Origin of the sequence: Pseudomonas capeferrum, from assembly GCF_000731675.1 — a bacterium.
GTDB classification, from domain to species: domain Bacteria; phylum Pseudomonadota; class Gammaproteobacteria; order Pseudomonadales; family Pseudomonadaceae; genus Aquipseudomonas; species Aquipseudomonas capeferrum.
On the sequence record NZ_JMIT01000001.1, the window covers coordinates 216,996 to 239,591 of the forward strand.

Below are 22,596 nucleotides of genomic sequence, written 5' to 3' on the forward strand. Positions count from 1 at the left end.
CCTGGCCGCCGGGCAGGGCGGCCAGGCAGCGGGGTCACAGGCGGCTGGTGGAAAGCACAGCGGCCGGGTTGGCGGCCTGTGCGGCGGGAATGGCCGAACCATCCTGGGGGGTGACCGGGAAGATCGCGTTGATCTGGCCGGTGCCCGACGAGCCGAAGTAGGGCGTTACCACGTCGGCCTTGCCGTCGTACTTCGACCAGCCCAATGCGCCGAGCAGCATCGCGGTGTCATGCATGAACCCTTCGCCGTGGCCCTTGGCAGCGTATTCGGGGAGCATGCCGCAGAAGTCCTCCCATTCGGCGTTTTCCCACATCTTCACCACGCGGTGGTCCAGGGTTTCCAGGAATGGGCTCCACACCTTGGTGGCGAAGTCCGGCGCCTGGCCGTTCTGCGCGAAGCGGTGGGACAGCGAACCGCTGGCCAGGAACGCCACGGTGCCGTCGTAGTGGTCTTCCACGGCCTTGCGCATGGCCCAGCCGAGGCGCGCACTGTCGGCCAGGTAGTGGGAGGTGCACAGCGCCGAGACCGAGACCACTTTGAAGTGCTGGTCCTGGTTCATGTAGCGCATCGGTACCAGGGTGCCGTACTCCGGGCCCAGGGTGGTGGCGTGGTGGGCCATGGTCTCGACGTTGAAGCGGTTGCACGCTTCGGCCAGGATCAGCCCCAGGTCCTTGTTGCCCGGGAACTCGTACGCCATGTTGCTGATGAAGTGCGGCAGTTCATTGGAGGTGTAGACCCCCTTGAAGTGCTCACCACAGAGGATGTGGTAGTTGGCATTGACCAGCCAGTGGGTGTCGAACACCACAATCGTGTCGACCCCCAGCTCACGGCAGCGTCGGCTGATCTCGTAGTGCCCGTCGATGGCGGCTTGCCGAAAGCCCTGACGCGGGCCAGGCAGCTCGGACAGGTACATGCTGGGCACGTGAGTGATTTTGGCTGCGAGCGCCACTTTACCCATGATCGGACTCCTTATTCTTGTAAGTCCCGCAGCGCCGGGGCGGGTTTGCTCGGCGCTGCAGGAGGATGATCACACGCCCCAGCGCGGGATGTGGTGGCTGCCCATGGAAATGCACACGTTCTTGATCTCGGCGAACACTTCGAAGCTGTATTGCCCGCCTTCGCGACCGGTGCCGGAGCCTTTCACACCACCGAACGGTTGGCGCAGGTCACGTACGTTCTGGCTATTGATGAACACCATGCCGGCTTCGATGCCGCGCGCCAGGCGGTGGGCCTTGCCGATGTCCTGGGTCCAGATGTAAGAGGCCAGGCCGTACTCGGTGTCGTTGGCCAGCTGCAGTGCTTGGGCCTCGTCCTTGAACGGGATCAGGCACACCACCGGGCCGAAGATTTCTTCCTGGGCGATGCGCATGCTGTTGTTCACGTCGGCGAACACGGTCGGCTGGATGAACTGCCCCTTGGCCAGGTGCGCTGGCAGGTTGGCCGGGCGCTCCAGGCCGCCTGCGACCAGGCGTGCGCCTTCCTCGATACCGATGCGGATGTAGCCGGTGACCTTGTCGTAGTGCTGCTGGGTGATCATCGAGCCGACTTGGGTTTTTAGGTCGGTCGGGTCACCGACGATCAGGCGCTTGGCGCGGGCAGCGAACTCGGCCACGAACTGCGAGTACACGCTTTCCTGGATGAAGATGCGGCTGCCGGCGGTGCAGCGTTCGCCGTTCAGCGAGAAGATGGTGAACAAGGCCGCGTCCAGGGCGCGCTCTAGGTCGGCATCCTCGAAGATCAGCACCGGTGACTTGCCGCCCAGCTCCATCGAGTACTTCTTCAGGCCTGCGGTCTGCATGATCTTCTTGCCGGTGGCGGTGCCGCCGGTGAACGAAATCGCCCGCACGTCCGGGTGACGCACCAGCGCATCGCCGGCAGTGGCGCCATAGCCTTGGATCACGTTGAGCACACCGTTGGGGATGCCGGCTTCAACGGCCAGGCGGCCGAGTTCATTGGCGGTCAGCGGCGACAGCTCGCTCATCTTCAGCACCGCAGTGTTGCCCAGCGCCAGGCACGGTGCGGTCTTCCAGGTGGCGGTCATGAACGGCACGTTCCACGGCGACACCAGGGCGCAGACACCCACCGGCTGGTACAGGGTGTAGTTGAGCATCTGGTCGTCGACCGGGTAGCTGTGGCCGTCCATGCGCGTGCACACTTCGGCGAAGAAGTCGAAGTTGTGCGAGGCACGCGGGATTAGTACGTTCTTGGTCTGGTGGATCGGCAGGCCGGTATCGAGGGTTTCCAGCTCGGCCAGTTTCGGCACGTTCTGCTCGATCAGCTCACCCAGCTTGCGCATCAGGCGGGCGCGTTCCTTGGCTGGGGTGTTGGCCCATTTGGGGAAGGCTTCCTTGGCCGCAGCAACCGCCTGGGCCACTTCCTCGGCACCGCCGCTGGCGACTTCGCAGATGGCATCGCCGGTGGCCGGGTTGTAGTTGACGAAGGTGTCTTTGCTCTCGACCTCACGGCCGTTGATCCAGTGCTTGATCATGCTGCTGATGCCTTGTTGTTCTTGAAGAAGTCAGCTTCGCTGACGATACGGTTGACCAGGCGACCGACGCCTTCTACCTCCACCACCACTTCATCGCCCGGCACCACGTCGGCCAGGCCCTCTGGGGTGCCGGTGGCGATCATGTCGCCAGGTTGCAGGGTCATGAAGCTGGAGAAGTATTCGATCAGGTAGGGGATGTCGAAGATCATGTCCGAGGTGCTGCCTTCCTGCTTCAGCTCGCCGTTGATCCAGGTGCGCAGTTTCAGGTTGCTTACATCCGGCACGTCGGCGGCGTCGACGATCCACGGGCCGACCGGGGTGGTGGCGTCGCGGTTCTTCACCCGTAGGTTGGGGCGGTAGTAGTTCTCCAGGTAGTCGCGGATGGCGTAGTCGTTGCAAACGGTGTAGCCGGCAACGTAGCCCAGGGCGTCCTCGCGCTTGACGTTCTTCGCCGCTTTACCGATGACCGCGACCAACTCGCACTCGTAGTGCATGTAGGCGACGTTGTCTGGGCGCCAGGTGACCTGCTTGTGGCCGGTGTAGGTGCCGGGTGACTTGATGAACGCCAATGGCTCGGTGGGCGGCGAGAAGGCAAGCTCGGCAGCGTGGTCGGCGTAGTTCAGGCCAAGGGCGAACATGCTGCCGGTGGCCGGCGGCAACCAGGTCACCTGGTCTTCATGCACCAGACGGCCATCGGCCAGACGCAGGTGCTCGTCTTCGACGGTGACGGTGTGGGCTTGGCCGTCGAACTGGATACGGGCGTGTTTCACAGGGTGAGTCCTCATTCGGCGACGATGTGGTTGGTGAGCTTGCCCAGGCCGTCGATCTCGACCTCGACGCGATCGCCCGGCTGCACATCGACGCGGCCTTCGGGGGTGCCGGTGATCAGGATGTCGCCTGCATGCAGGGTCATGAATTCGCTGAGTTCGGCGATCAACTGGGCCACTGTGCGCACGCAGTTGGCGGTGGTGTTGTGCTGGCGCAGTTCACCGTTGACCCACAGGCGCAGGCCGAGGGCGTCCGGGTTGGCGACCTGGGCCGCAGGCACCAGCTCGGGGCCGACCGGGCAGAAGCCATCGCGGCACTTGGCCTTGACCGCAGGGCGGTAGTAGCTGGTTTCAGGCAGGCTGATTTCGTTGACGATGGTGTAGCCCGCCACATAGGCGAGTGCGTCTTCGGCGCTGACCCGGCTGGCGTCCTTGCCGATCACCACGCCCAGCGCAGGGCCCGGTTGCAGGCGCTCGACACCGGCCGGGTACAGCACATTGCCCTCATGGTGATTGCGGGTGTTGGGCGTCTTGATGAACAGCACCGGCTTGACGGGCGGTTGTTTGTAGGGCGCTTCGTGAAACGCCGCTTCGTGCTGCTGCAGCAGACCCTGGTAGTTCAGCGCAACGCCGAACAGGGTGCCGGTCGCAACGTCATGCAGGGCATGGCTCATGCTTTTCTCCAGGCGGTGCAGGGCGATAGTCGCTCTGCCGAGATTGTTAACGTGTTAATGTTATAGTTAATATGTTAACGAAGGTCAACACATCCGTCAGTGGTATCTGCCGGGCAGCCGGGGCACCATGGGTGAACGTCAACACGGTCAAGCGATTTGCGGGTAAGCAGGCATGAGCGATCGGCATCCGATTCCGAACATCAACATCGGCCAGGTCTACGACCAGCGCTACAGTGACAGCGAGGTGCATTACGACCGGCTGGGTAACCTTGCCGGGTTCTTCGGGCGCAACATGCCCGTGCACCGTCACGACCGGTTTTTTCAGGTGCATTACGTGAAGTCCGGCACGGTGCGGGTGTACCTGGACGATCAGCAGTACATCGAGTCGGGGCCGATGTTCTTCCTGACGCCGCCGACGGTGGCGCACGCCTTCGTCACCGAGGCGGACAGCGACGGCCATGTGCTGACGGTGCGTCAGCAGCTGGTCTGGCAATTGATCGAAGCGGACGCCAGCCTGCTGCCGGCGGGGGTGCAGGTACAGCCTGCCTGCGTTGCCCTGGGCAACGTGCCGGCCGCGTACAAGGCCGAGGCGCGCCGGCTGGAGCGCTGGCTGGATGCGCTCAGCGATGAGTTTGCCAGCCCCCACCCGGGGCGCGAGGCGGCACTGCAGTCGCTGACCCGGCTGATCATGGTCAGCTTGCTGCGGCTGTGCCCCAACTCGCTGGAGTCGACGCCGGCCCGGCATGAAGACCTGAAAATTTTCCACCGCTTCAATGCGCTGATCGAGGCGCACTACCTTGAGCATTGGCCGCTGGCGCAGTACGCACAACAGATCGGCGTGACCGAAGCACGCCTTAACGATGTGTGCCGGCGTATTGCCGACTTGCCGTCCAAACGCCTGGTGCTTGAGCGGCTGATGCAGGAGGCCAAGCGCCTGCTGTTGTTTTCCGGCAGCACGGCAAACGAAATCTGCTACCAGCTGGGCTTCAAGGACCCGGCCTATTTCAGCCGGTTCTTCAACCGTTACGCCAAGCTCACGCCCGGCGAATACCGCCAGCGGCAAGCCCAGTTGCAGTGATATGGCCACGTCGGTACGCCCGGATCGGGTTGTGAGTGTTTGATCCGGATGGTCGCAGCTTGCCCCTTGGCCTTGAATGGGTTTTCCATGGAACAGATTGCACTTTCCAGGTGCCTTGTCCCTTTTCGCCTATGCCCCTAATCTTGCCCGTTGTACTCCTATCACAGGCGCCAACATGACCAAGACTCAACCCTCGCTGACGCTGAGCCTGCTGCAGGCCAGGGAGGCTGCGATGGCATTTTTCAGGCCATTGCTGAACGAACATGACCTGACCGAACAACAGTGGCGAGTCATCCGTATCCTCAGCCAGCAGGGCGAGCTGGAAAGCTACCAGCTTGCGCACCTGGCTTGCATTCTCAAGCCGAGCATGACCGGGGTATTGAGCCGGCTTGAACGCGACGGCCTGGTGCGCCGGCAAAAGGCCGCCCAGGACCAGCGGCGCATGTTCGTGAGCCTGACCGAGCGTGGCGAGGCCTGCTTCGAGTCGATGCGCGAGGGTATGGAGGCCAACTACCGCAAGATCCAGCAGCAGTTCGGCGAAGACAAGCTGGAGCAACTGATGGGCTTGCTGAATGAGCTCAAGCGCGTTGCGCCGTAGGCTTGGCTGAAGGGAAGGGCCGGCGCAGGCAGCGCACCGGCCTTGCTGCTACAGCACTCAGTATTCCCAGAAGATACGCTGCAGCTCTTTGCTGTCCTGGGTCTTGGTCATTGCCACCATGGCCAGGATGCGGGCTTTTTGCGGGTTGAGGTCGTGGGCCACGACCCAGTCGTTCTTGTCGTCAGGCTGCTCGGCGTTACGCAGCACGAAACCGCCCTGGTTGACGTGGGACGAACGGATGATCTGCACGCCGTTCTTGCGCAGCTCTTGCAGCGCCGGCACTACCCGCGACGACACCGAGCCATTGCCGGTACCGGCATGGATGATCGCCTTGGCGCCGTTCTGCGCCAGTGCCTTGTAGGCGGTGTCGGTCACGTTGCCGTAGCCGTAGGCGATGTCCACGGCAGGCAGGCTGCTGATCTGCTTGATGTCGAATTCCGAATTGACCGTGTGGCGCTTGGCCGGCAGGCGGAACCAGTAGGATTTGCCTTCCACCACCATGCCCATTGGGCCCCAGGCGCTCTTGAACGCTTCGGTCTTGATGTTGACCGACTTGCTGACATCGCGGCCGGACTGGATTTCATCGTTCATGGTCACCAGTACGCCTTTGCCGCGCGACTGCTTGTCGCTGGCCACGGCCACGGCGTTGTACAGGTTGAGCATGCCGTCTGCCGACATGGCGGTACCGGGGCGCATCGAGCCGACCACCACGATGGGCTTGTCGGTCTTCTCTACCAGGTTGAGGAAGTAGGCGGTCTCTTCCAGGGTGTCGGTACCGTGGGTGATGACGATCCCGTCGACGTCGTTGCTCTCGGCCAGTTCGGCGACGCGCTTGCCCAGTTTCAGCAGGTCTTCGTTGGTGATGCTCTCGGAGGCGATCTGCATCACCTGTTCGCCGCGCACATTGGCGAGGTCTGCCAGCTCCGGTACGCCGGCGATCAGCTTGTCGACGCCAAGCTTGGCGGCCTGGTAGGTGGCACTGTTGGCCGCGCTGGCGCCCGCACCGGCAATGGTGCCGCCGGTGGCGAGGATGACCACGTTGGCCAGTTTCTGTTGGGTTTCGGCTTCCTTGGCCGAAGCCGTGGTCGGCAGGATCAGCAGCAGAGCGAGTGCGCTGGGGGCGAAGGTTTTAAGTGCAGCATTCATAGTTATTGTTCTCTCTTCCTAATGAGGCGATTGCTGAAGTGCAACTAACGCTAGGCATGTTTCGTACCAGCCTAGATGCGGCTTGTGGTAGGAGCGGCCTTGCGTCGCGAAAGGGCCCCGGATTTATGCGTCGCTGCGGATATCCCGGGGCCGCTATGCGGCCCTTTCGCGACGCAAGGCCGCACCTACAAACATCAGGTTTAATTCGGGAACCCGAACAAGCATAGGAAAACCTGTTCGGTTTTTCGGATAAATTCCGGATACTCTGCCCCAGGGCGTGACTCAGGCCCAGCCAGCCAAACGGGTTTGACAAAACCAGGTCCTGTTTCCATAGTGAGTCAACGCAAACGTTTGCGATCCGATAAAAAACACAAGATTCGGAGTCATCGTCCATGAAACTGCCGTTCCCCGGTCGTCTGCTGGCCCTCGCTGTCGTCTCCACCCTGTCCCTGGCCTTGCCGCTGTCTGCGGCCCACGCCGAAGAAAAACCCAAAGTCGCCCTGGTGATGAAGTCCCTGGCCAACGAATTCTTCCGCACCATGGAAGACGGCGCCAAGGATTACCAAAAAGCCCACGCAAGTGATTTCGACCTGGTCGCCAACGGCATCAAGAACGAAACCGACACCGGCGAGCAGATCCGCATCGTCGAGAACATGGTCAATTCGGGGGTCAAGGCGCTGGTGATTGCGCCGGCGGACTCCAAGGCCCTGGTTTCTGCGGTTAAAAAAGCCATGGACAAAGGCGTGGTGGTGATCAACATCGACAACCGCCTTGACCCCGAGTTGCTCAAGAGCAAAGGCATCAGCGTGCCCTTCGTCGGCCCCGACAACCGCAAGGGCGCACGCATGGTCGGTGACTACCTGGCCCAGCAAAAGCTCAAGGCCGGTGACCAGGTTGGCATCATCGAAGGCGTGTCGACCACCACCAACGCCCAGCAGCGCACGGCAGGCTTCAAGGATGCCATGGACGCTGCGCAGATGAAGATCGTCGCGGTGCAGTCCGGCAACTGGGAAATCGACAAAGGCAGCGCCGTCGCCGCCGCCATGCTCAACGAATACCCCGAGCTCAAGGCCCTGCTGGCCGGTAACGACAGTATGGCCTTGGGCGTAGTGTCGGCGGTGCGTGCGGCAGGCAAGGCCGGCAAGGTACAAGTGGTCGGTTACGACAACATCAATGCCATTAAGCCGATGCTCGAGGATGGTCGCGTGCTCGCCACCCTCGACCAGGCCGCCAGCCAGCAGGCGGTGTTCGGTATCCAGGCGGCGCTGAAGATGATCAACGGCGAGAAGCCGGGCGTGGATGCCGACAACGTCATCCAGACCCCGGTCGAACTCATCACCCAGCCCTGATACCCGCCAGGAGAGAGGGCTATGCCTGCTACGGCAAATGAAGTGGTGCTCGCCGCCAGCGGGCTGGGCAAGACCTACGCCCAGCCCGTGCTCGGTGACGTCTGCCTGAGCCTGCGGGCCGGTGAAGTGCTGGCCCTGACGGGCGAGAACGGCGCCGGCAAGAGCACCTTGTCCAAGCTCATCAGTGGCCTGGAAGTGCCCACCACCGGGCACATGACCTACCGCGGCCAGGCCTACGCACCTGGCAGCCGCAGCGAGGCGGAGCGCCTCGGTGTGCGCATGGTCATGCAGGAACTCAACCTACTGGCGACGTTGACCGTGGCCGAAAACCTGTTCCTCGACAACCTGCCCAGCCGCTTCGGCTGGATCAGCCACAAGCGCCTGCGCCAACTGGCCACGGCGGCCATGGCCCAGGTCGGCCTGGACGCCATCGACCCGGACACGCCAGTCGGCGAGCTGGGCATCGGCCATCAGCAGATGGTCGAGATCGCCCGTAACCTGATCGGCGATTGCCACGTGCTGATCTTCGACGAACCCACTGCCATGCTAACCGCCCGCGAGGTGGAGCTGTTGTTCACCCAGATCGAGCGCCTGCGCCAGCGCGGCGTGGCCATCGTCTATATCTCCCATCGCCTTGAAGAATTGCAGCGCGTGGCGCAGCGGATTGTGGTGCTGCGCGACGGCAAGCTGGTGTGCGACGAACCGATCCAGCGTTACAGCAGCGCCGAGTTGGTCAACCTGATGGTCGGCCGCGAGCTGGGCGAACACATCGATCTGGGCCGCCGCGAGATTGGCGCGCCCTTGCTGCAGGTCGATCGGCTCAGCCGCGGCGACAAGGTGCGCGACGTATCATTCCAGGTCAGGGCAGGGGAGATCTTCGGTATCTCCGGCCTGATCGGCGCCGGCCGCACCGAGCTGCTGCGCCTGATCTACGGTGCCGACCGCGCCGACAGCGGCAGCATCGCGCTGGGCCAGCCGCCACAGGCCGTGACGATCGACTCACCGAAGGCGGCGGTAAAAGCCGGCATCGCCCTGATTACCGAAGACCGCAAAGGCGAGGGCCTGCTGTTGACCCAGTCGATCGGCGCCAATATCGCCTTGGGCAACCTCGGCGCGGTATCGCGTGCCGGTGTGTTAGACGGCGCGGCAGAAAGGGCCCTGGCCGAGCGCCAGATTCAGGCCATGCGCATCCGCAGCGCCGGCCCGCACCAGGCCGTGGGTGAATTGTCGGGCGGCAACCAGCAAAAGGTGGTAATCGGCCGCTGGCTGGAGCGTGATTGCCAGGTGCTGCTGTTTGACGAGCCGACCCGAGGCATCGACGTCGGCGCCAAATTCGACATCTACGGCCTGCTGGCTGAGCTGGCGCGCCAGGGTAAGGCCCTGGTGGTGGTGTCCAGCGACCTGCGCGAACTGATGCTGATCTGCGACCGCATTGCCGTGCTGTCGGCCGGCCGCCTGATAGACACGTTCGAGCGTGACCACTGGAGCCAGGACCAGCTACTTGCCGCCGCCTTTGCCGGCTATCAGAAACGTGACGCACTGCTGCATGACGCAGCGCCCAGGACGGATGCATGAAAACCACCCCCCTCGACAGCCAAAGCGCCGCCCCCGTGCGCCGCACTGGCACGTATTTCGGCCTGGGCACCTACCTGGGCCTGGCCGGCGCCTTATTGGCGATGATCGTGCTGTTCTCGTTTCTCAGCAGCCACTTCTGGTCGTACGCCACCTTCAGCACCCTCGCCAATCAGATCCCCGACCTGATGGTACTGGCGGTCGGCATGACCTTCGTGCTGATCATCGGCGGCATCGACCTGTCGGTCGGCTCGGTGCTGGCGCTGGCGGCCTCCACGGTCAGCGTGGCCATTCTCGGCTGGGGCTGGGGCGTGCTGCCCTCGGCGTTGCTCGGCATGGCCGTGGCCGCCCTGGCTGGCAGCATCACCGGTGGCGTCACCGTGGCCTGGCGTATCCCGTCGTTCATTGTCTCGCTCGGCGTACTGGAGATGGCGCGCGGCCTGGCCTATCAGTTCACCGACTCGCGTACTGCCTATATCGGCGACGCCTACGCCTGGTTCTCCGACCCGGTCGCGTTCGGCATCTCGCCGGCCTTCATCATCGCCTTGCTGGTGATCGTGCTGGCGCACCTGGTGCTGACCCGTACGGTGTTCGGCCGCTACTTGATCGGTATCGGCACCAATGAAGAGGCCGTGCGCCTGGCCGGCATCGACCCGCGCCCCTACAAAGTGCTGGTGTTCGCCCTGATGGGCCTGCTAGCCGGCCTGGCAGCGCTGTTCCAGATCTCACGCCTGGAAGCCGCCGACCCCAACGCCGGGTCGGGCCTGGAGCTGCAGGTGATCGCCGCCGTGGTAATCGGTGGCACCAGCCTGATGGGCGGGCGCGGCTCGGTGATCAGTACCTTCTTTGGCGTGCTGATCATCTCGGTGCTGGCCGCAGGGCTTGCGCAGATCGGCGCGTCGGAACCCACCAAACGCATCATTACCGGGGCGGTGATCGTCATCGCCGTGGTGCTCGACACTTACCGTAGCCGGCGTGCAGGCCGGCGGAACTGAAAACATGGCAACCATTAAAGATGTCGCGGCACTGGCGGGTATTTCCTACACCACCGTGTCCCATGTACTGAACAAGACCCGCCCAGTCAGTGAACAGGTGCGCCTGAAGGTCGAGGCCGCCATCGTCGAACTCGACTACGTGCCCAGTGCCGTGGCGCGTTCGCTCAAGGCGCGCAGCACCGCCACCATCGGTTTGCTGGTGCCCAACAGCGTGAACCCGTATTTCGCCGAACTGGCACGAGGCATCGAAGACGCCTGCGAGCGTAACGGCTACTGCGTGATCCTGTGCAACTCCGACGACAACCCGCAAAAGCAGCGCAGCTACCTGCGTGTGCTGCTGGAGAAACGCATCGACGGCCTGGTGGTGGCGTCCGTGGGCGAGGACAGCGACCTGCTGCACAGCCTGGCCTGCGTGCGCACGCCGATGGTCATCGTCGACCGTGAGCTGGATGGCGTCGACGCCGACCTGGTACGCATCGACCACGAGCACGGCGCCTACCTCGCCACCCGGCACCTGCTTGAGCTTGGCCATCGCGACATCGCCTACATCGGCGGCCCGGCCGAAACCGGCGTCAGCCAACTGCGCCTGGCCGGTTTCCGTCGCGCCATGGGCGAGGCGGGCGCAGCGGTGGGGGCGAGCCGCGTGCTGCATTGCGACTTCACCAGCCCGGGCGGCCACGGGGCGGCGGCACAGTTGCTGGATGGCAATCGGCCCACGGCGATTTTTGCCGGCAACGACATGATCGGCTTTGGCGTGCTGCGCGCTGCGGCCGAGCGCAATATCAACGTACCGGGCGAGCTGTCGGTGATCGGCTTCGATGACATTGAGCTCAGCCGCTACGTGTACCCGCCGCTGACCACCGTGGGCCAGTCGATCCGCGAGCTGGGCGAAAGCGCTGCTGCATTGCTGCTTTCACGCATCGCCACGCCCCGGCAAGGCTCGGCGGAGCAACGCATCGTTGCCCCGCGCATCGTGCAGCGCGAGTCCACCGGGCCACGCCCGGACCTGTTCAATGATTACCGCTAAGGAATTCCCATGCATGCCAAGGTAGTGGTGGTCGGTAGCCTCAACATGGACCTGGTGGCCCGCGCCCAGCGCCTGCCACGGGCCGGTGAGACCCTGCCCGGCGAGGCCTTTTTCACCGTGCCCGGCGGCAAGGGTGCCAACCAGGCGGTGGCGGTGGCGCGGCTGGGCGGCAGCGTGGCGATGATCGGCAACGTGGGCGACGACGCCTACGGCCAGCAACTGCGCAAGGCGCTGGAAGTAGAAGGTATCGACTGCCAGGCAGTGAGCGTGTGCGAAGGGGTTTCCAGTGGTGTGGCGCTGATCACCGTCGATGCCGCCAGCCAGAATTGCATCGTCATCATCCCTGGCGGCAATGGTTTGCTGACACCGCAGGCGGTGCAGCGCTTCGACGCGCTGCTGCAAGCGGCCGAGGTCATCATCTGCCAGTTGGAGGTGCCGTACGACACCGTGGCCTGGACGTTGGCGAGGGGGCGTGAGCTGGGTAAGCAGGTCATTCTCAACCCGGCACCCGCCACCGGGCCGTTGCCACCGGCATGGTTCGCCCATATCGATTACCTGGCCCCCAACGAAAGCGAGGCCGAAGCCCTGACCGGGATCGCCGTCAGCGACCAGGCCAGCGCCCGGCGCGCCGGCGAACGGCTGCTGCAACTGGGGGCTGGCAAAGTGATCATCACCCTCGGCGCCCAAGGCGCCTTGCTGGTGACCGAACAGGGCCATCGGCACTTTCCCGCGCCCAGCGTGCAACCGCTGGACACCACGGCGGCAGGCGACACCTTCATCGGTGGCTTTGCTGCCGCCCTGGTGCGTGGGCTGGAGGAGGGCGAGGCGATCGCGCTCGGCCAGCGCGCAGCGGCCTTGTCGGTCACTCGCGCCGGGGCGCAGCCGTCGATCCCTTACCTTGCGGAGCTGCAGCCATGAAGAAGACCGCGCTGCTCAATGTCGCCCTGTCACGGGTCATTGCGGGGTTGGGGCATGGCGATATTCTGGTGATCGGCGATGCCGGGTTGCCGGTGCCGCCGGGCGTCGAGCTGATCGACCTGGCGTTGACCCCGGGCATACCGGATTTCGCCAGTGTCTTGCGCGTGGTGCTGAGCGAGTTGCAGGTGGAGCGGCATGTGCTGGCCGAGGAAATGCAGAAAGTGGTGCCGCCCGGGCTGGTGGAAATCGAGCGCTTGCGCGGCAAGTTGGGCAAACGGGAATGGATGCCCCATGAAGATTTCAAAGTGCTCTCACGCAGCGCGCGGGCCGTGGTGCGCACGGGGGAGTGCCAGCCGTACAGCAACATTGCTTTGATCTCAGGCGTTACGTTCTGATCGCATCGCCGCGCCTACAAAACCCGGTAAATACCCCAAGGCAACAGGAGTGCCTCATGCTCAAACCCCTGCTACAAGGACTCACTTTCATGGCTGCAGCTGCCACCACCACCCTCCAGGCCGCCCCACGCGACCTGATCATCGACACCGACCCCGGCGCCGACGACGTGGTCGCGCTGTTCCTGGCCATGGCCTCGCCCGATGAGCTGAACATCCGCGCCATTACCACCGTGGCCGGCAACGTGCGCCTCGACAAAACCTCACGCAACGCCCGCCTGGCCCGCGAATGGGCTGGCCGCGAAGACATCCCCGTCTACGCCGGGGCAGGGCGCCCGCTGGTGCGCGCCCCCATATACGCTGCCGACGTCCATGGCGAAGAAGGCCTGACCGGCGTTCCGGTGCATGAGCCGAAAAAGCCCCTGGCCCAGGGCAATGCCGTGCAGTACCTGGTCGACACCCTCGGCGCCGCCAAGCCCAACAGCATCACCATCGCCATGCTAGGCCCGCAGACCAACCTGGCCCTGGCACTCATCCAGCGCCCGGAAATCGCCAAAGGCATCAAAGAGGTGGTGGTCATGGGCGGCGCCCACTTCAATGGCGGCAACATCACCCCCGCCGCAGAATTCAACCTCTACGCCGACCCGCATGCCGCCGAGGTGGTGCTGGCCAGTGGTGTGCCGCTGACCTATCTGCCGCTGGATGTCACCCACAAACTGCTCACCAGCGAGGCACGCCTCAAGCAGCTTGCAGCGGTGAACAACCGGGCCAGCCAGCGGGTGGTGGACATTCTCAACGCCTACATTACCCATGACATGGACCTGTACGGCATGCCCGGCGGGCCGGTGCACGACGCCAGCGTCATTGCCTACCTACTGAAACCCGAACTGTTCAGCGGCCGGCGCATTCACTTGGCCATCGACAGCCGCGAAGGCCCGACCTTGGGGCAGACTATCGCCGACTGGTATGGCGTGCTTAAACATCCCGCCAACGTGATGTGGGTGGAGGAGGGAGACGCCCAGGGCGTGTTCGACCTGCTCAGCGCGCGCCTGGCTCGATTGCAATAGCCGGATGGGGTGCGAAGCGTTCGAGCACCTGGTCGATGAAGCTGCGCGCCGCTTCACTGCCGCGATCGCGTACCAGCAGGTCGATGGCAATCAGTAGCAACTCTTCCGGTGTGCTGGGGCTGTAGGCGCTCTGGCCCTCGGCCCATTTGACCTTGATATCGGCATCGATGCTGTGGCTGCTCATGAAAGGCTCTCACTGGGGGCCTGGGACGGAAGGGCGAACACCGGACCCTGGTGTTCGCTGGAGGCACGGTGCGCTCCACTTTTTGCAGTAAATCATGCCGTTGCGTCAATGACTCTGCGACCTAAGAATAAAAAGCTTTGCGCAGCAAACCAAGCCCATTGTGCAAAATCCGGTCACGATTGCATTTCGCCTCCTAGGGCGTGTTCAGGCAGACTTGTGCGGTTTTGCAACAAACTATGCGCGCAGCTGTCGGATCAGACAGTGCCCAGATCGATTTTAGGAGGATTCATGTTCCGTACCCGTGCTTACCTGGCAACCCTGGCGGTGGCTGCTGTCCTGGCTGGTTGCAGTACAGGTGGCAACTCTGGTGGTGGCGCCCCTGCCGCGCCAGCAGGCAACGACGGTCGTTGTGAGGCCAGCGGTGCCGATTTCGCCATCGGCAAGCCGGGCAGTGCAGAGCTTCTGGAGCAGGCGCGCAAGGCCAGTGGCTCGCAGATGGCACGTATCCTCAAGCCGCATGACGTGGTGACGCTGGAGTACCGCTCCGAGCGTCTTAACCTGAATGTGGACGAGCAAGGTGTGGTCACGCGCGTCAACTGTGGTTGAGCCTTTGCAAACCCCATAAAAAAACCCGCCACCAGGGCGGGTTTTTTTACAGCTACCCGAATTACTCCGGACGAACCTGTGCAGCCTGCATGCCCTTCTGGCCTTTTTCGGCTACGAAGGAAACAGTCTGGCCTTCTTTCAGGCTCTTGAAGCCGTCAGATTCGATGGCCTTGAAGTGTACGAACAGGTCGTCGCCGCCGCCTTGTGGGGTGATGAAGCCGAAGCCTTTCTCATCATTGAACCATTTAACGGTGCCGGTTTGGCGATTGGACATGGGGTGAATCTCCAGATTTGATTTTTTTCAGTAGTGCGATGTTGCCGAGGCTTCGAAGCACAGGACACATCATAGTCTAATTCTGCGCATCTAGCGCCTTTTACCTTCGCCAAATGTTGATCCAGCGCAAACACGGGGTGGCGAACCCCCCGGCTTTATGGTTTCAGCCCTTCATGCACGCTTGCTGCACGACCTTCTGTGCCTTCTGCATCAAGGCAGCGTCAACGCCGTCCTTGCTGTCCAGGTCCTTGATTTCCTCAGTGCTGAAGTTCTTTTCGATAGCGGTTGCGCCACAGGTGCAGTGCTGCTGCGCCGATTTGGCGTCCAGGCCCTGGCCGGTGGCGGCCTCGGTGCACTGGGTCATGTAGTTTTGCTTCGCGCCAGCCGGGAATTCACCCGCATTGGCGGCCACAGGTAGCAGCAGGGCGCCAGCAACGCTCAGGGCCAGAAGAGACGGAAATCTCATAACCAGACACTCCTTGGTTTAGGTCTCATCAAGAGTAGGATGCTTCCCAAAGTCTGATAGGGAATTTTCCGCGGAAGTTCACCCCTGCGGTGTAATTTCCAAATATTTCTGCATAGCGCCCAACCCCGCGTGCTAGCATGCTCGGCTTGCAGCACCGCAGCCGCGGCCTGCAGCTATTTCTTACTTTCCAGTCACTCTGGTTCGCCCCTGGTAAGCCGAAAGGCTTCTGCCACTGTGAGGCAGGCTTTCTCTTGAGAAAGACAGCGCGGATCTTGTACTGGCTCATCCCAACCCACGTGACCTTTGGTAGGGGTCACCACTAGGAGAGGAGGCGCCATGCCCACTATTACTCTTCCCGATGGCAGTCAGCGCTCGTTTGATCACGCCGTATCCGTAGCCGAAGTCGCAGCCTCCATTGGTGCAGGCCTGGCCAAGGCCACCCTGGCCGGCAAGGTTGACGGCAAGCTGGTCGACGCTAGCGACCTGATCACTCACGACGCCACCCTGCAGATCATCACCCCTAAAGATGAAGAGGGACTGGAGATCATCCGTCACTCGTGCGCCCACCTGATCGGCCACGCGGTGAAGCAGCTGTACCCGACCGCCAAGATGGTGATCGGCCCGGTGATTGACGAAGGCTTCTATTACGACATCGCCTATGAGCGCCCCTTCACCCCAGAAGACATGGCCGCCATCGAAAAGCGCATGCTGCAGCTGATCGAGAAGGACTACGACGTCGTCAAGAAGATGACCCCGCGCGCCGAAGTCATCGACGTGTTCAAGGCCCGTGGCGAAGACTACAAGCTGCGCCTGGTCGAAGACATGCCGGACGAACAGGCCATGGGCCTGTACTACCACGAAGAATACGTCGACATGTGCCGCGGCCCGCACGTGCCGAACACGCGCTTCCTCAAGGCATTCAAGCTGACCAAGCTGTCCGGCGCCTACTGGCGCGGCGATGCCAAGAACGAGCAGCTGCAACGCGTCTACGGCACCGCCTGGGCTGACAAGAAGCAGCTGGCTGCTTACATCCAGCGCATCGAAGAAGCCGAAAAACGCGACCACCGCAAGATCGGCAAGCAGCTCGACCTCTTCCACCTGCAGGAAGAAGCCCCGGGCATGGTGTTCTGGCACCCGGACGGCTGGACCGTCTATCAGGTGCTCGAGCAGTACATGCGCAAGGTCCAGCGCGACAACAACTACCTCGAGATCAAGACCCCGCAGGTCGTTGACCGTATTCTCTGGGAGCGTTCCGGCCACTGGTCCAACTACGCCGAGAACATGTTCACCACTTCGTCGGAAAACCGCGACTACGCGGTCAAGCCGATGAACTGCCCGTGCCACGTGCAGGTGTTCAACCAGGGCCTGAAGTCGTACCGCGACCTGCCGATGCGCCTGGCCGAGTTCGGTGCCTGCCACCGTAACGAGCCGTCCGGCGCCCTGCATGGCATCATGCGTGTGCGTGGCTTTACCCAGGACGACGCGCACATCTTCTGCACCGAAGACCAGGTAAAGAAAGAAGCCGCCGACTTCATCAAGCTGACCCTGGACGTCTACAAAGACTTCGGTTTCAGCGACATCGCCATGAAGCTGTCGACCCGCCCAGCCAAGCGTGTGGGCTCTGAAGAGCTGTGGGACCGTGCCGAAGGTGCACTGGCCGATGCCTTGAATGAATCGGGCCTGGAGTGGGAATATCAACCGGGGGAGGGTGCCTTCTACGGCCCGAAAATCGAATTTACCCTGCGCGACTGCCTCGGCCGTAACTGGCAGTGTGGTACCCTGCAGTACGATCCGAACCTCCCAGAGCGTCTGGATGCCAGCTACATCGCCGAAGATAACAGCCGTAAGCGCCCGGTCATGCTGCATCGCGCCATTCTCGGCTCGTTCGAACGCTTCATCGGCATGCTCATCGAGCACTATGCTGGCGTGTTCCCGGCTTGGCTGGCGCCGACCCAGGCGGTGATCATGAACATCACCGACAAACAGGCCGATTTCGCCCTTCAGGTAGAGAAATCTCTGAACGGTAGCGGTTTCCGTGCCAAGTCGGACTTGAGAAATGAGAAGATCGGCTTTAAAATCCGCGAGCATACTTTGCTCAAGGTCCCGTACCTTTTGGTTATAGGGGATCGCGAAGTCGAAACGCAAACCGTCGCTGTGCGTACTCGCGAAGGCGCAGACCTGGGCTCCATGCCCGTCGCGCAATTCGCTGAGCTGCTGACACAAGCGGTTTCCCGGCGTGGTCGCCAAGAATCGGAGTAATGACTATTAAGCGTGAAATGAGAAACGATAAACGTGCTGCACCGAAGGCCCCGATCAACGAGAATATCTCGGCTCAAGAGGTTCGCTTAATCGGTGCTGACGGTGAGCAGCTGGGCATCGTCTCGATCCACGAAGCGCTTCGTATCGCTGAAGAAGCGAAGCTGGATCTGGTAGAAATTTCTGCCGACGCCGTACCTCCTGTCTGCAAGGTCCTCGACTACGGCAAAAGCCTCTTCGAGAAGAAAAAGCAGCAGGCTGCGGCGAAGAAGAACCAGAAGATCATCCAGATCAAAGAAATCAAGTTTCGTCCAGGGACGGAGGATGGGGATTACCAGGTAAAACTACGCAACCTGGTACGTTTCCTTACCGATGGGGACAAGGCCAAGATCTCTCTGAGATTCCGTGGTCGTGAGATGGCCCACCAGGAGCTGGGCATGGAGCTGTTGAAGCGGGTCGAAGCTGACCTCGCCGAATACGGCACCGTTGAGCAGCATCCTAAGATGGAAGGACGCCAGCTTATGATGGTCATCGCCCCCAAGAAAAAGAAGTAATCTCCCGGGCACGGCAGGCCTGATGATTATGTGTAATTTTATCGAATGCGGAGTTCCAACATGCCAAAAATGAAAACCAAAAGCGGTGCTGCGAAGCGTTTCCTGAAAACGGCTACCGGCTTCAAGCACAAGCACGCTTTCAAGAGCCACATCCTGACCAAAATGTCGACCAAGCGTAAGCGTCAACTGCGTGGTAGCAGCATGCTGCACCCGTCTGACGTCGCGAAAGTCGCGCGCATGCTGCGCGTTCGTTAATTCTGGTCAAAGATAGAGGAAGTTACTCATGGCTCGTGTAAAGCGCGGCGTTATCGCTCGTAAGCGTCACAAAAAAATTCTGAAACTGGCTAAAGGTTACTACGGTGCACGTTCGCGCGTATTCCGTGTTGCCAAGCAGGCTGTCATCAAGGCCGGTCAATACGCCTACCGTGACCGTCGCCAGAAGAAGCGTCAGTTCCGCGCACTGTGGATCGCTCGTATCAACGCTGGTGCACGCAACAACGGCCTGTCTTACAGCCGTCTGATTGCTGGCCTGAAAAAAGCGTCGATCGAAATCGACCGTAAGGTTCTGGCCGATCTGGCAGTGAACGAAAAAGCGGCGTTTGCTGCGATTGTCGAGAAAGCTAAAGCCGTTCTGGCTTAAGTACCCGCGACAATCACCCGGCGGCGCTTGCGCCGTCGGGCATTGAACGTCATCGATAGGGGAAGAGCCTTCAAAGCTCTTCCCCTATTTTCGTATCTGGAGTCTGTACATGGAAAACCTGGATGCGCTGGTCTCCCAAGCCCTTGAGGCCGTAGAGCGCGCTGAAGACATCAATGCCCTGGAACAGATCCGGGTTCAATATCTCGGCAAGAAAGGCGAGCTGACCCAGGTGATGAAGACCCTGGGCAACCTGCCAGCCGAAGAGCGGCCGAAAGTCGGCGCGCTGATCAACGACGCCAAGGAACGCGTCACCGTGGTGCTCAACGCACGCAAGGCCGCCTTTGAAGAAGCCGAGCTCAGCGCTCGCCTGGCTGCCGAATGCATTGACGTCACCCTGCCAGGCCGTGGCCAGACCACCGGTGGCTTGCACCCGATTACTCGTACACTCGAGCGCATCGAGCAGTTCTTCACCCACATCGGCTACGGCATCGCCGAAGGCCCAGAGGTCGAAGACGACTACCACAACTTCGAAGCGCTCAATATCCCCGGCCACCACCCGGCCCGGGCGATGCACGACACCTTCTATTTCAATGCCAACATGCTGCTGCGCACCCACACCTCGCCGGTGCAAGTGCGGACCATGGAGTCCACTCAGCCGCCCATCCGCATTGTCTGCCCGGGCCGCGTCTACCGCTGCGACTCGGATATCCCCCACTCGCCGATGTTCCACCAGGTCGAAGGCCTGCTGATCGATCGCGATATCAACTTTGCCGACCTCAAGGGCACCATCGAAGAATTCCTGCGCGTGTTCTTCGAAAAAGAACTGGCCGTGCGCTTCCGCCCGTCGTTCTTCCCCTTCACCGAGCCGTCCGCCGAAGTCGATATCCAGTGCGTGATGTGTTCCGGCAACGGCTGCCGCGTGTGCAAGCAGACCGGCTGGCTCGAAGTCATGGGCTGCGGCATGGTCCACCCGAACGTGCTGCGCATGTCCGGCATCGACCCTGAAGAGTTCCAGGGCTTCGCCTTCGGCATGGGCGCCGAGCGCCTGGCCATGCTGCGCTATGGCGTCAACGATTTGCGTCTGTTCTTCGACAACGACCTGCGCTTCCTCGCGCAATTCCGCTAGGTCAATGCCCGACGCAACTTTCAGGAGAACAGCATGAAATTCAGTGAACAGTGGCTGCGCGGTTGGGTAAACCCGCAAGTCTCCCGTGACGAACTGGTCGCCCGCCTGTCCATGGCCGGCCTTGAAGTCGATAGCGTGACCCCCGCTGCCGGCCAGTTCAGCGGCATCGTCGTGGGCGAAATCCTCGCCACCGAACAACACCCGGACGCCGACAAACTGCGCGTCTGCCAGGTCAGCAACGGCCAGGAAACCTTCCAGGTAGTGTGCGGCGCCCCCAATGCGCGCCCGGGCATCAAGATCCCGTTTGCCATGATCGGCGCCGAACTGCCAGGCGACTTCAAGATCAAGAAGGCCAAGCTGCGCGGCGTCGAGTCGTTCGGCATGCTGTGCTCGGCGGCTGAGCTGCAGATCAGCGAAGAAAACGACGGCCTGCTCGAACTGGCTGCCGATGCCCCGGTTGGCCAGGACATACGCCAGTACCTGAGCCTGGACGATGCCAGCATCGAAATCGGCCTGACCCCGAACCGCGGTGACTGCCTGTCCCTGGCCGGCCTGGCCCGCGACGTCAGCGCGCTGTACAACGTCCCGGTCACCCGCCCGGTAGTGCCAGCCGTGCCGGCTGCCCACGATGAAGTGCGCCCGGTCGAAGTGTCCGCCCCGGCTGCCTGCCCACGCTACCTGGGCCGCGTCATCCGCAACGTCGACCTGTCCAGGCCGACCCCACTGTGGATGGTCGAACGCCTGCGCCGCAGTGACGTGCGCAGCATCGATGCCGCCGTCGACATCACCAACTACGTGATGCTCGAGCTCGGCCAGCCGATGCACGCCTTCGACCTTGCCGAAATCAACGGCGGCATCCGCGTGCGCATGGCCGAAGAGGGCGAGAAGCTCGTCCTGCTCGACGGCCAGGAAGTTGCCCTGCGCGCCGACACCCTGGTTATCGCCGACCATACTCGCGCCCTGGCCATTGCCGGCGTCATGGGTGGCGAGCACAGCGGCGTCAATACCGAGAAAACCCGCGACCTGTTCCTCGAAAGCGCCTTCTTCGAGCCGATCTCCGTTGCCGGCAAGGCCCGTTCCTACGGCCTGCACACCGACGCCTCGCACCGCTACGAGCGCGGCGTCGACTCGCAGCTGGCCCGCGAAGCCATGGAACGCGCCACCGCGCTGATCCTGGAAACCGTCGGCGGCGAAGCCGGCCCGATCGTCGAGGCCGTCAGCGAACAGCACCTGCCGCAGGTCGCCCCGGTGACCCTGCGCGCCGAACGCATCACTCAAATGCTCGGCATGCAGATGGACCCAGCCCAGGTCGAGCAACTGCTCAACGCCCTGGAGCTGACCACCACGGCCAATGGGGCAGGGCAGTGGACCGTCAACGTCCCAAGCCACCGCTTCGACATCAGCCTGGAAGTCGATCTGATCGAAGAGCTGGCCCGCCTGTACGGCTACAACAACCTCCCGGTCCGCTACCCACAAGCGCGCCTCGCGCCCCAGGGCAAGCCGGAAACCCGCGGTGACCTGCCGAACCTGCGCCGCCTGCTGGTTGCCCGTGGCTACCAGGAAGCCATCACCTACAGCTTCATCGACCCGAAACTGTTCGAGCTGTTCAGCCCTGGCGTCGAGCCACTGCTGCTGGCCAACCCGATCTCCAACGACATGGCCGCCATGCGCGCGTCCCTGTGGCCGGGCCTGGTCAAGGCGCTGCAGCACAACCTCAACCGCCAGCAAGACCGCGTACGCCTGTTCGAAAGCGGCCTGCGCTTCGTCGGCCAGCTCGGTAACCTCGAGCAGCAGCCGATGATCGCCGGCGTCGTCACCGGCAGCCGCCTGCCAGAAGGCTGGGCGAACGGCCGCGACGGCATCGACTTCTTCGACGTCAAAGCCGACGTCGAAGCCCTGCTGGGCTATTCCGGCGCCCTGAGCGACTTCACCTTCAGCGCCGGCAAACACCCCGCCCTGCACCCAGGCCAGACCGCCCTCATCGAGCGCGACGGCAAGCCAGTCGGTTACCTCGGCGCCATCCACCCGGAGCTTGCCAAAGCCCTGGACCTGGACCGCCCAGTGTTCCTGTTCGAGCTGGTGTTGGGCGACGTGGTCGAAGGCCGCCTGCCAAAGTTCAGCGAACTGTCCAAGTTCCCAGAAACCCGTCGTGACCTGGCCTTGATCGCAGGACGTGATGTAGCTTCTAGCGCGGTGCTTGAATTAATTCGTGACAATGCAGGCGAATGGCTCACAGACCTCAGGCTGTTTGATGTCTACCAAGGTAAAGGCATTGATCCTGATAGAAAAAGCCTGGCCGTCGGCTTGACCTGGCAGCATCCATCGCGCACTCTTAACGACGATGAGGTGAACACTACCCTGCAAAACATCCTCACCTCGCTTGAACAAAGGTTGAACACCACGTTAAGGAAATAACGGC

24 protein-coding genes are annotated in these 22,596 nt (G+C 62.4%); 16 read left to right on the forward strand and 8 right to left on the reverse strand.

Annotated features, from left to right (window positions below):
• Positions 1-34: 34 nt before the first annotated feature.
• From hpaD to PC358_RS01120, 4 genes are all read right to left on the reverse strand, one after another.
• The gene (hpaD, locus tag PC358_RS01105; RefSeq protein ID WP_033696920.1) at positions 35-958 is read right to left on the reverse strand and encodes a 3,4-dihydroxyphenylacetate 2,3-dioxygenase; all 924 of its coding nucleotides are present in this window, start codon (positions 956-958) and stop codon (positions 35-37) included.
• A gap of 69 nt (positions 959-1,027) precedes the next feature.
• A complete protein-coding gene (gene hpaE, locus PC358_RS01110) occupies positions 1,028-2,488 on the reverse strand; it encodes a 5-carboxymethyl-2-hydroxymuconate semialdehyde dehydrogenase (RefSeq protein WP_033696922.1) in 1,461 nt (486 codons plus the stop codon).
• A complete protein-coding gene (locus tag PC358_RS01115) occupies positions 2,485-3,258 on the reverse strand; it encodes a fumarylacetoacetate hydrolase family protein (protein ID WP_033696925.1) in 774 nt (257 codons plus the stop codon). Before PC358_RS01115 ends, hpaE begins: the two co-directional genes overlap by 4 nt.
• Before the next feature lie 11 nt (positions 3,259-3,269).
• Entirely contained in the window at positions 3,270-3,929 is a 660-nt protein-coding gene (locus PC358_RS01120) for a fumarylacetoacetate hydrolase family protein (RefSeq protein WP_033696928.1), read from the reverse strand.
• A gap of 172 nt (positions 3,930-4,101) precedes the next feature.
• Between PC358_RS01120 and hpaA the strand changes: the two genes are divergently transcribed.
• Both hpaA and hpaR read left to right on the forward strand, forming a co-directional pair.
• The gene (gene hpaA, locus PC358_RS01125; RefSeq protein ID WP_033696929.1) at positions 4,102-5,007 is read left to right on the forward strand and encodes a 4-hydroxyphenylacetate catabolism regulatory protein HpaA; all 906 of its coding nucleotides are present in this window, start codon (positions 4,102-4,104) and stop codon (positions 5,005-5,007) included.
• A gap of 175 nt (positions 5,008-5,182) precedes the next feature.
• Entirely contained in the window at positions 5,183-5,605 is a 423-nt protein-coding gene (gene hpaR / locus PC358_RS01130) for a homoprotocatechuate degradation operon regulator HpaR (protein WP_033696931.1), read from the forward strand.
• 57 nt (positions 5,606-5,662) lie between these two features.
• Here hpaR and PC358_RS01135 read toward each other — a convergent pair whose 3' ends face one another.
• On the reverse strand, positions 5,663-6,751 hold the full coding sequence (locus PC358_RS01135) for an asparaginase (RefSeq protein ID WP_033696933.1): 1,089 nt from the start codon (positions 6,749-6,751) through the stop codon (positions 5,663-5,665).
• A 392-nt stretch (positions 6,752-7,143) separates the two neighbouring features.
• On the opposite strand from PC358_RS01135, the gene PC358_RS01140 reads away from it, so the two are divergent.
• The 7 genes from PC358_RS01140 to PC358_RS01170 are packed head-to-tail and all read left to right on the forward strand — an operon-like array spanning position 7,144 to position 14,071.
• Positions 7,144-8,100: a sugar ABC transporter substrate-binding protein gene (locus tag PC358_RS01140; RefSeq protein WP_033696934.1), complete on the forward strand. Its 957-nt coding sequence runs from the start codon at positions 7,144-7,146 to the stop codon at positions 8,098-8,100.
• 21 nt (positions 8,101-8,121) lie between these two features.
• Positions 8,122-9,675 (forward strand): sugar ABC transporter ATP-binding protein, encoded by a 1,554-nt coding sequence (locus PC358_RS01145; RefSeq protein ID WP_033696935.1) that lies wholly within the window; start codon positions 8,122-8,124, stop codon positions 9,673-9,675.
• The gene (locus PC358_RS01150; RefSeq protein WP_033696936.1) at positions 9,672-10,667 is read left to right on the forward strand and encodes an ABC transporter permease; all 996 of its coding nucleotides are present in this window, start codon (positions 9,672-9,674) and stop codon (positions 10,665-10,667) included. Before PC358_RS01145 ends, PC358_RS01150 begins: the two co-directional genes overlap by 4 nt.
• 4 nt (positions 10,668-10,671) lie before the next feature.
• Positions 10,672-11,694, forward strand: coding sequence for a LacI family DNA-binding transcriptional regulator (locus PC358_RS01155; RefSeq protein WP_033696937.1), 1,023 nt, complete (start codon positions 10,672-10,674; stop codon positions 11,692-11,694).
• Positions 11,695-11,703: 9 nt separating this feature from the next.
• Positions 11,704-12,612 (forward strand): ribokinase, encoded by a 909-nt coding sequence (rbsK, locus tag PC358_RS01160; RefSeq protein ID WP_033696938.1) that lies wholly within the window; start codon positions 11,704-11,706, stop codon positions 12,610-12,612.
• The gene (rbsD, locus tag PC358_RS01165; protein ID WP_033696939.1) at positions 12,609-13,007 is read left to right on the forward strand and encodes a D-ribose pyranase; all 399 of its coding nucleotides are present in this window, start codon (positions 12,609-12,611) and stop codon (positions 13,005-13,007) included. Before rbsK ends, rbsD begins: the two co-directional genes overlap by 4 nt.
• A 56-nt stretch (positions 13,008-13,063) precedes the next feature.
• Positions 13,064-14,071 (forward strand): nucleoside hydrolase, encoded by a 1,008-nt coding sequence (locus PC358_RS01170; RefSeq protein WP_033696940.1) that lies wholly within the window; start codon positions 13,064-13,066, stop codon positions 14,069-14,071.
• Here PC358_RS01170 and PC358_RS01175 read toward each other — a convergent pair.
• Positions 14,043-14,255: a hypothetical protein gene (locus PC358_RS01175; RefSeq protein WP_033696941.1), complete on the reverse strand. Its 213-nt coding sequence runs from the start codon at positions 14,253-14,255 to the stop codon at positions 14,043-14,045. The two genes, PC358_RS01170 and PC358_RS01175, sit on opposite strands and share 29 nt — an antisense overlap.
• 288 nt (positions 14,256-14,543) lie before the next feature.
• Here PC358_RS01175 and PC358_RS01180 point away from each other — a divergent pair, with 288 nt between their 5' ends.
• A complete protein-coding gene (locus tag PC358_RS01180) occupies positions 14,544-14,861 on the forward strand; it encodes an I78 family peptidase inhibitor (RefSeq protein ID WP_033696942.1) in 318 nt (105 codons plus the stop codon).
• Between the two features lie 61 nt (positions 14,862-14,922).
• On the opposite strand, the gene PC358_RS01185 is transcribed toward PC358_RS01180, so the two are convergent.
• Entirely contained in the window at positions 14,923-15,135 is a 213-nt protein-coding gene (locus PC358_RS01185; RefSeq protein ID WP_003179963.1) for a cold-shock protein, read from the reverse strand.
• A 163-nt stretch (positions 15,136-15,298) separates the two neighbouring features.
• A complete protein-coding gene (locus tag PC358_RS01190) occupies positions 15,299-15,601 on the reverse strand; it encodes a hypothetical protein (RefSeq protein WP_033696944.1) in 303 nt (100 codons plus the stop codon).
• A 336-nt stretch (positions 15,602-15,937) separates the two neighbouring features.
• Here PC358_RS01190 and thrS point away from each other — a divergent pair, with 336 nt between their 5' ends.
• The 6 genes from thrS to pheT all read left to right on the forward strand — a co-directional run bounded on the left by thrS (position 15,938) and on the right by pheT (position 22,592).
• Positions 15,938-17,860 (forward strand): threonine--tRNA ligase, encoded by a 1,923-nt coding sequence (gene thrS, locus PC358_RS01195; protein ID WP_033696945.1) that lies wholly within the window; start codon positions 15,938-15,940, stop codon positions 17,858-17,860.
• Positions 17,860-18,411, forward strand: coding sequence for a translation initiation factor IF-3 (infC, locus tag PC358_RS01200; protein ID WP_177326478.1), 552 nt, complete (start codon positions 17,860-17,862; stop codon positions 18,409-18,411). The genes thrS and infC overlap by 1 nt, the downstream gene beginning before the upstream one ends.
• Positions 18,412-18,471: 60 nt before the next feature.
• Positions 18,472-18,666 carry a 50S ribosomal protein L35 gene (rpmI, locus tag PC358_RS01205; protein ID WP_028696462.1) on the forward strand — a complete coding sequence of 65 codons (195 nt, stop codon included), beginning with the start codon at positions 18,472-18,474 and terminating at the stop codon, positions 18,664-18,666.
• Between the two features lie 28 nt (positions 18,667-18,694).
• On the forward strand, positions 18,695-19,051 hold the full coding sequence (gene rplT / locus PC358_RS01210; RefSeq protein WP_009394046.1) for a 50S ribosomal protein L20: 357 nt from the start codon (positions 18,695-18,697) through the stop codon (positions 19,049-19,051).
• A 109-nt stretch (positions 19,052-19,160) separates the two neighbouring features.
• The gene (gene pheS, locus PC358_RS01215) at positions 19,161-20,177 is read left to right on the forward strand and encodes a phenylalanine--tRNA ligase subunit alpha (RefSeq protein WP_033696946.1); all 1,017 of its coding nucleotides are present in this window, start codon (positions 19,161-19,163) and stop codon (positions 20,175-20,177) included.
• 33 nt (positions 20,178-20,210) lie between these two features.
• Entirely contained in the window at positions 20,211-22,592 is a 2,382-nt protein-coding gene (pheT, locus tag PC358_RS01220; protein WP_033696947.1) for a phenylalanine--tRNA ligase subunit beta, read from the forward strand.
• The last annotated feature ends 4 nt before the right edge of the window (positions 22,593-22,596 follow it).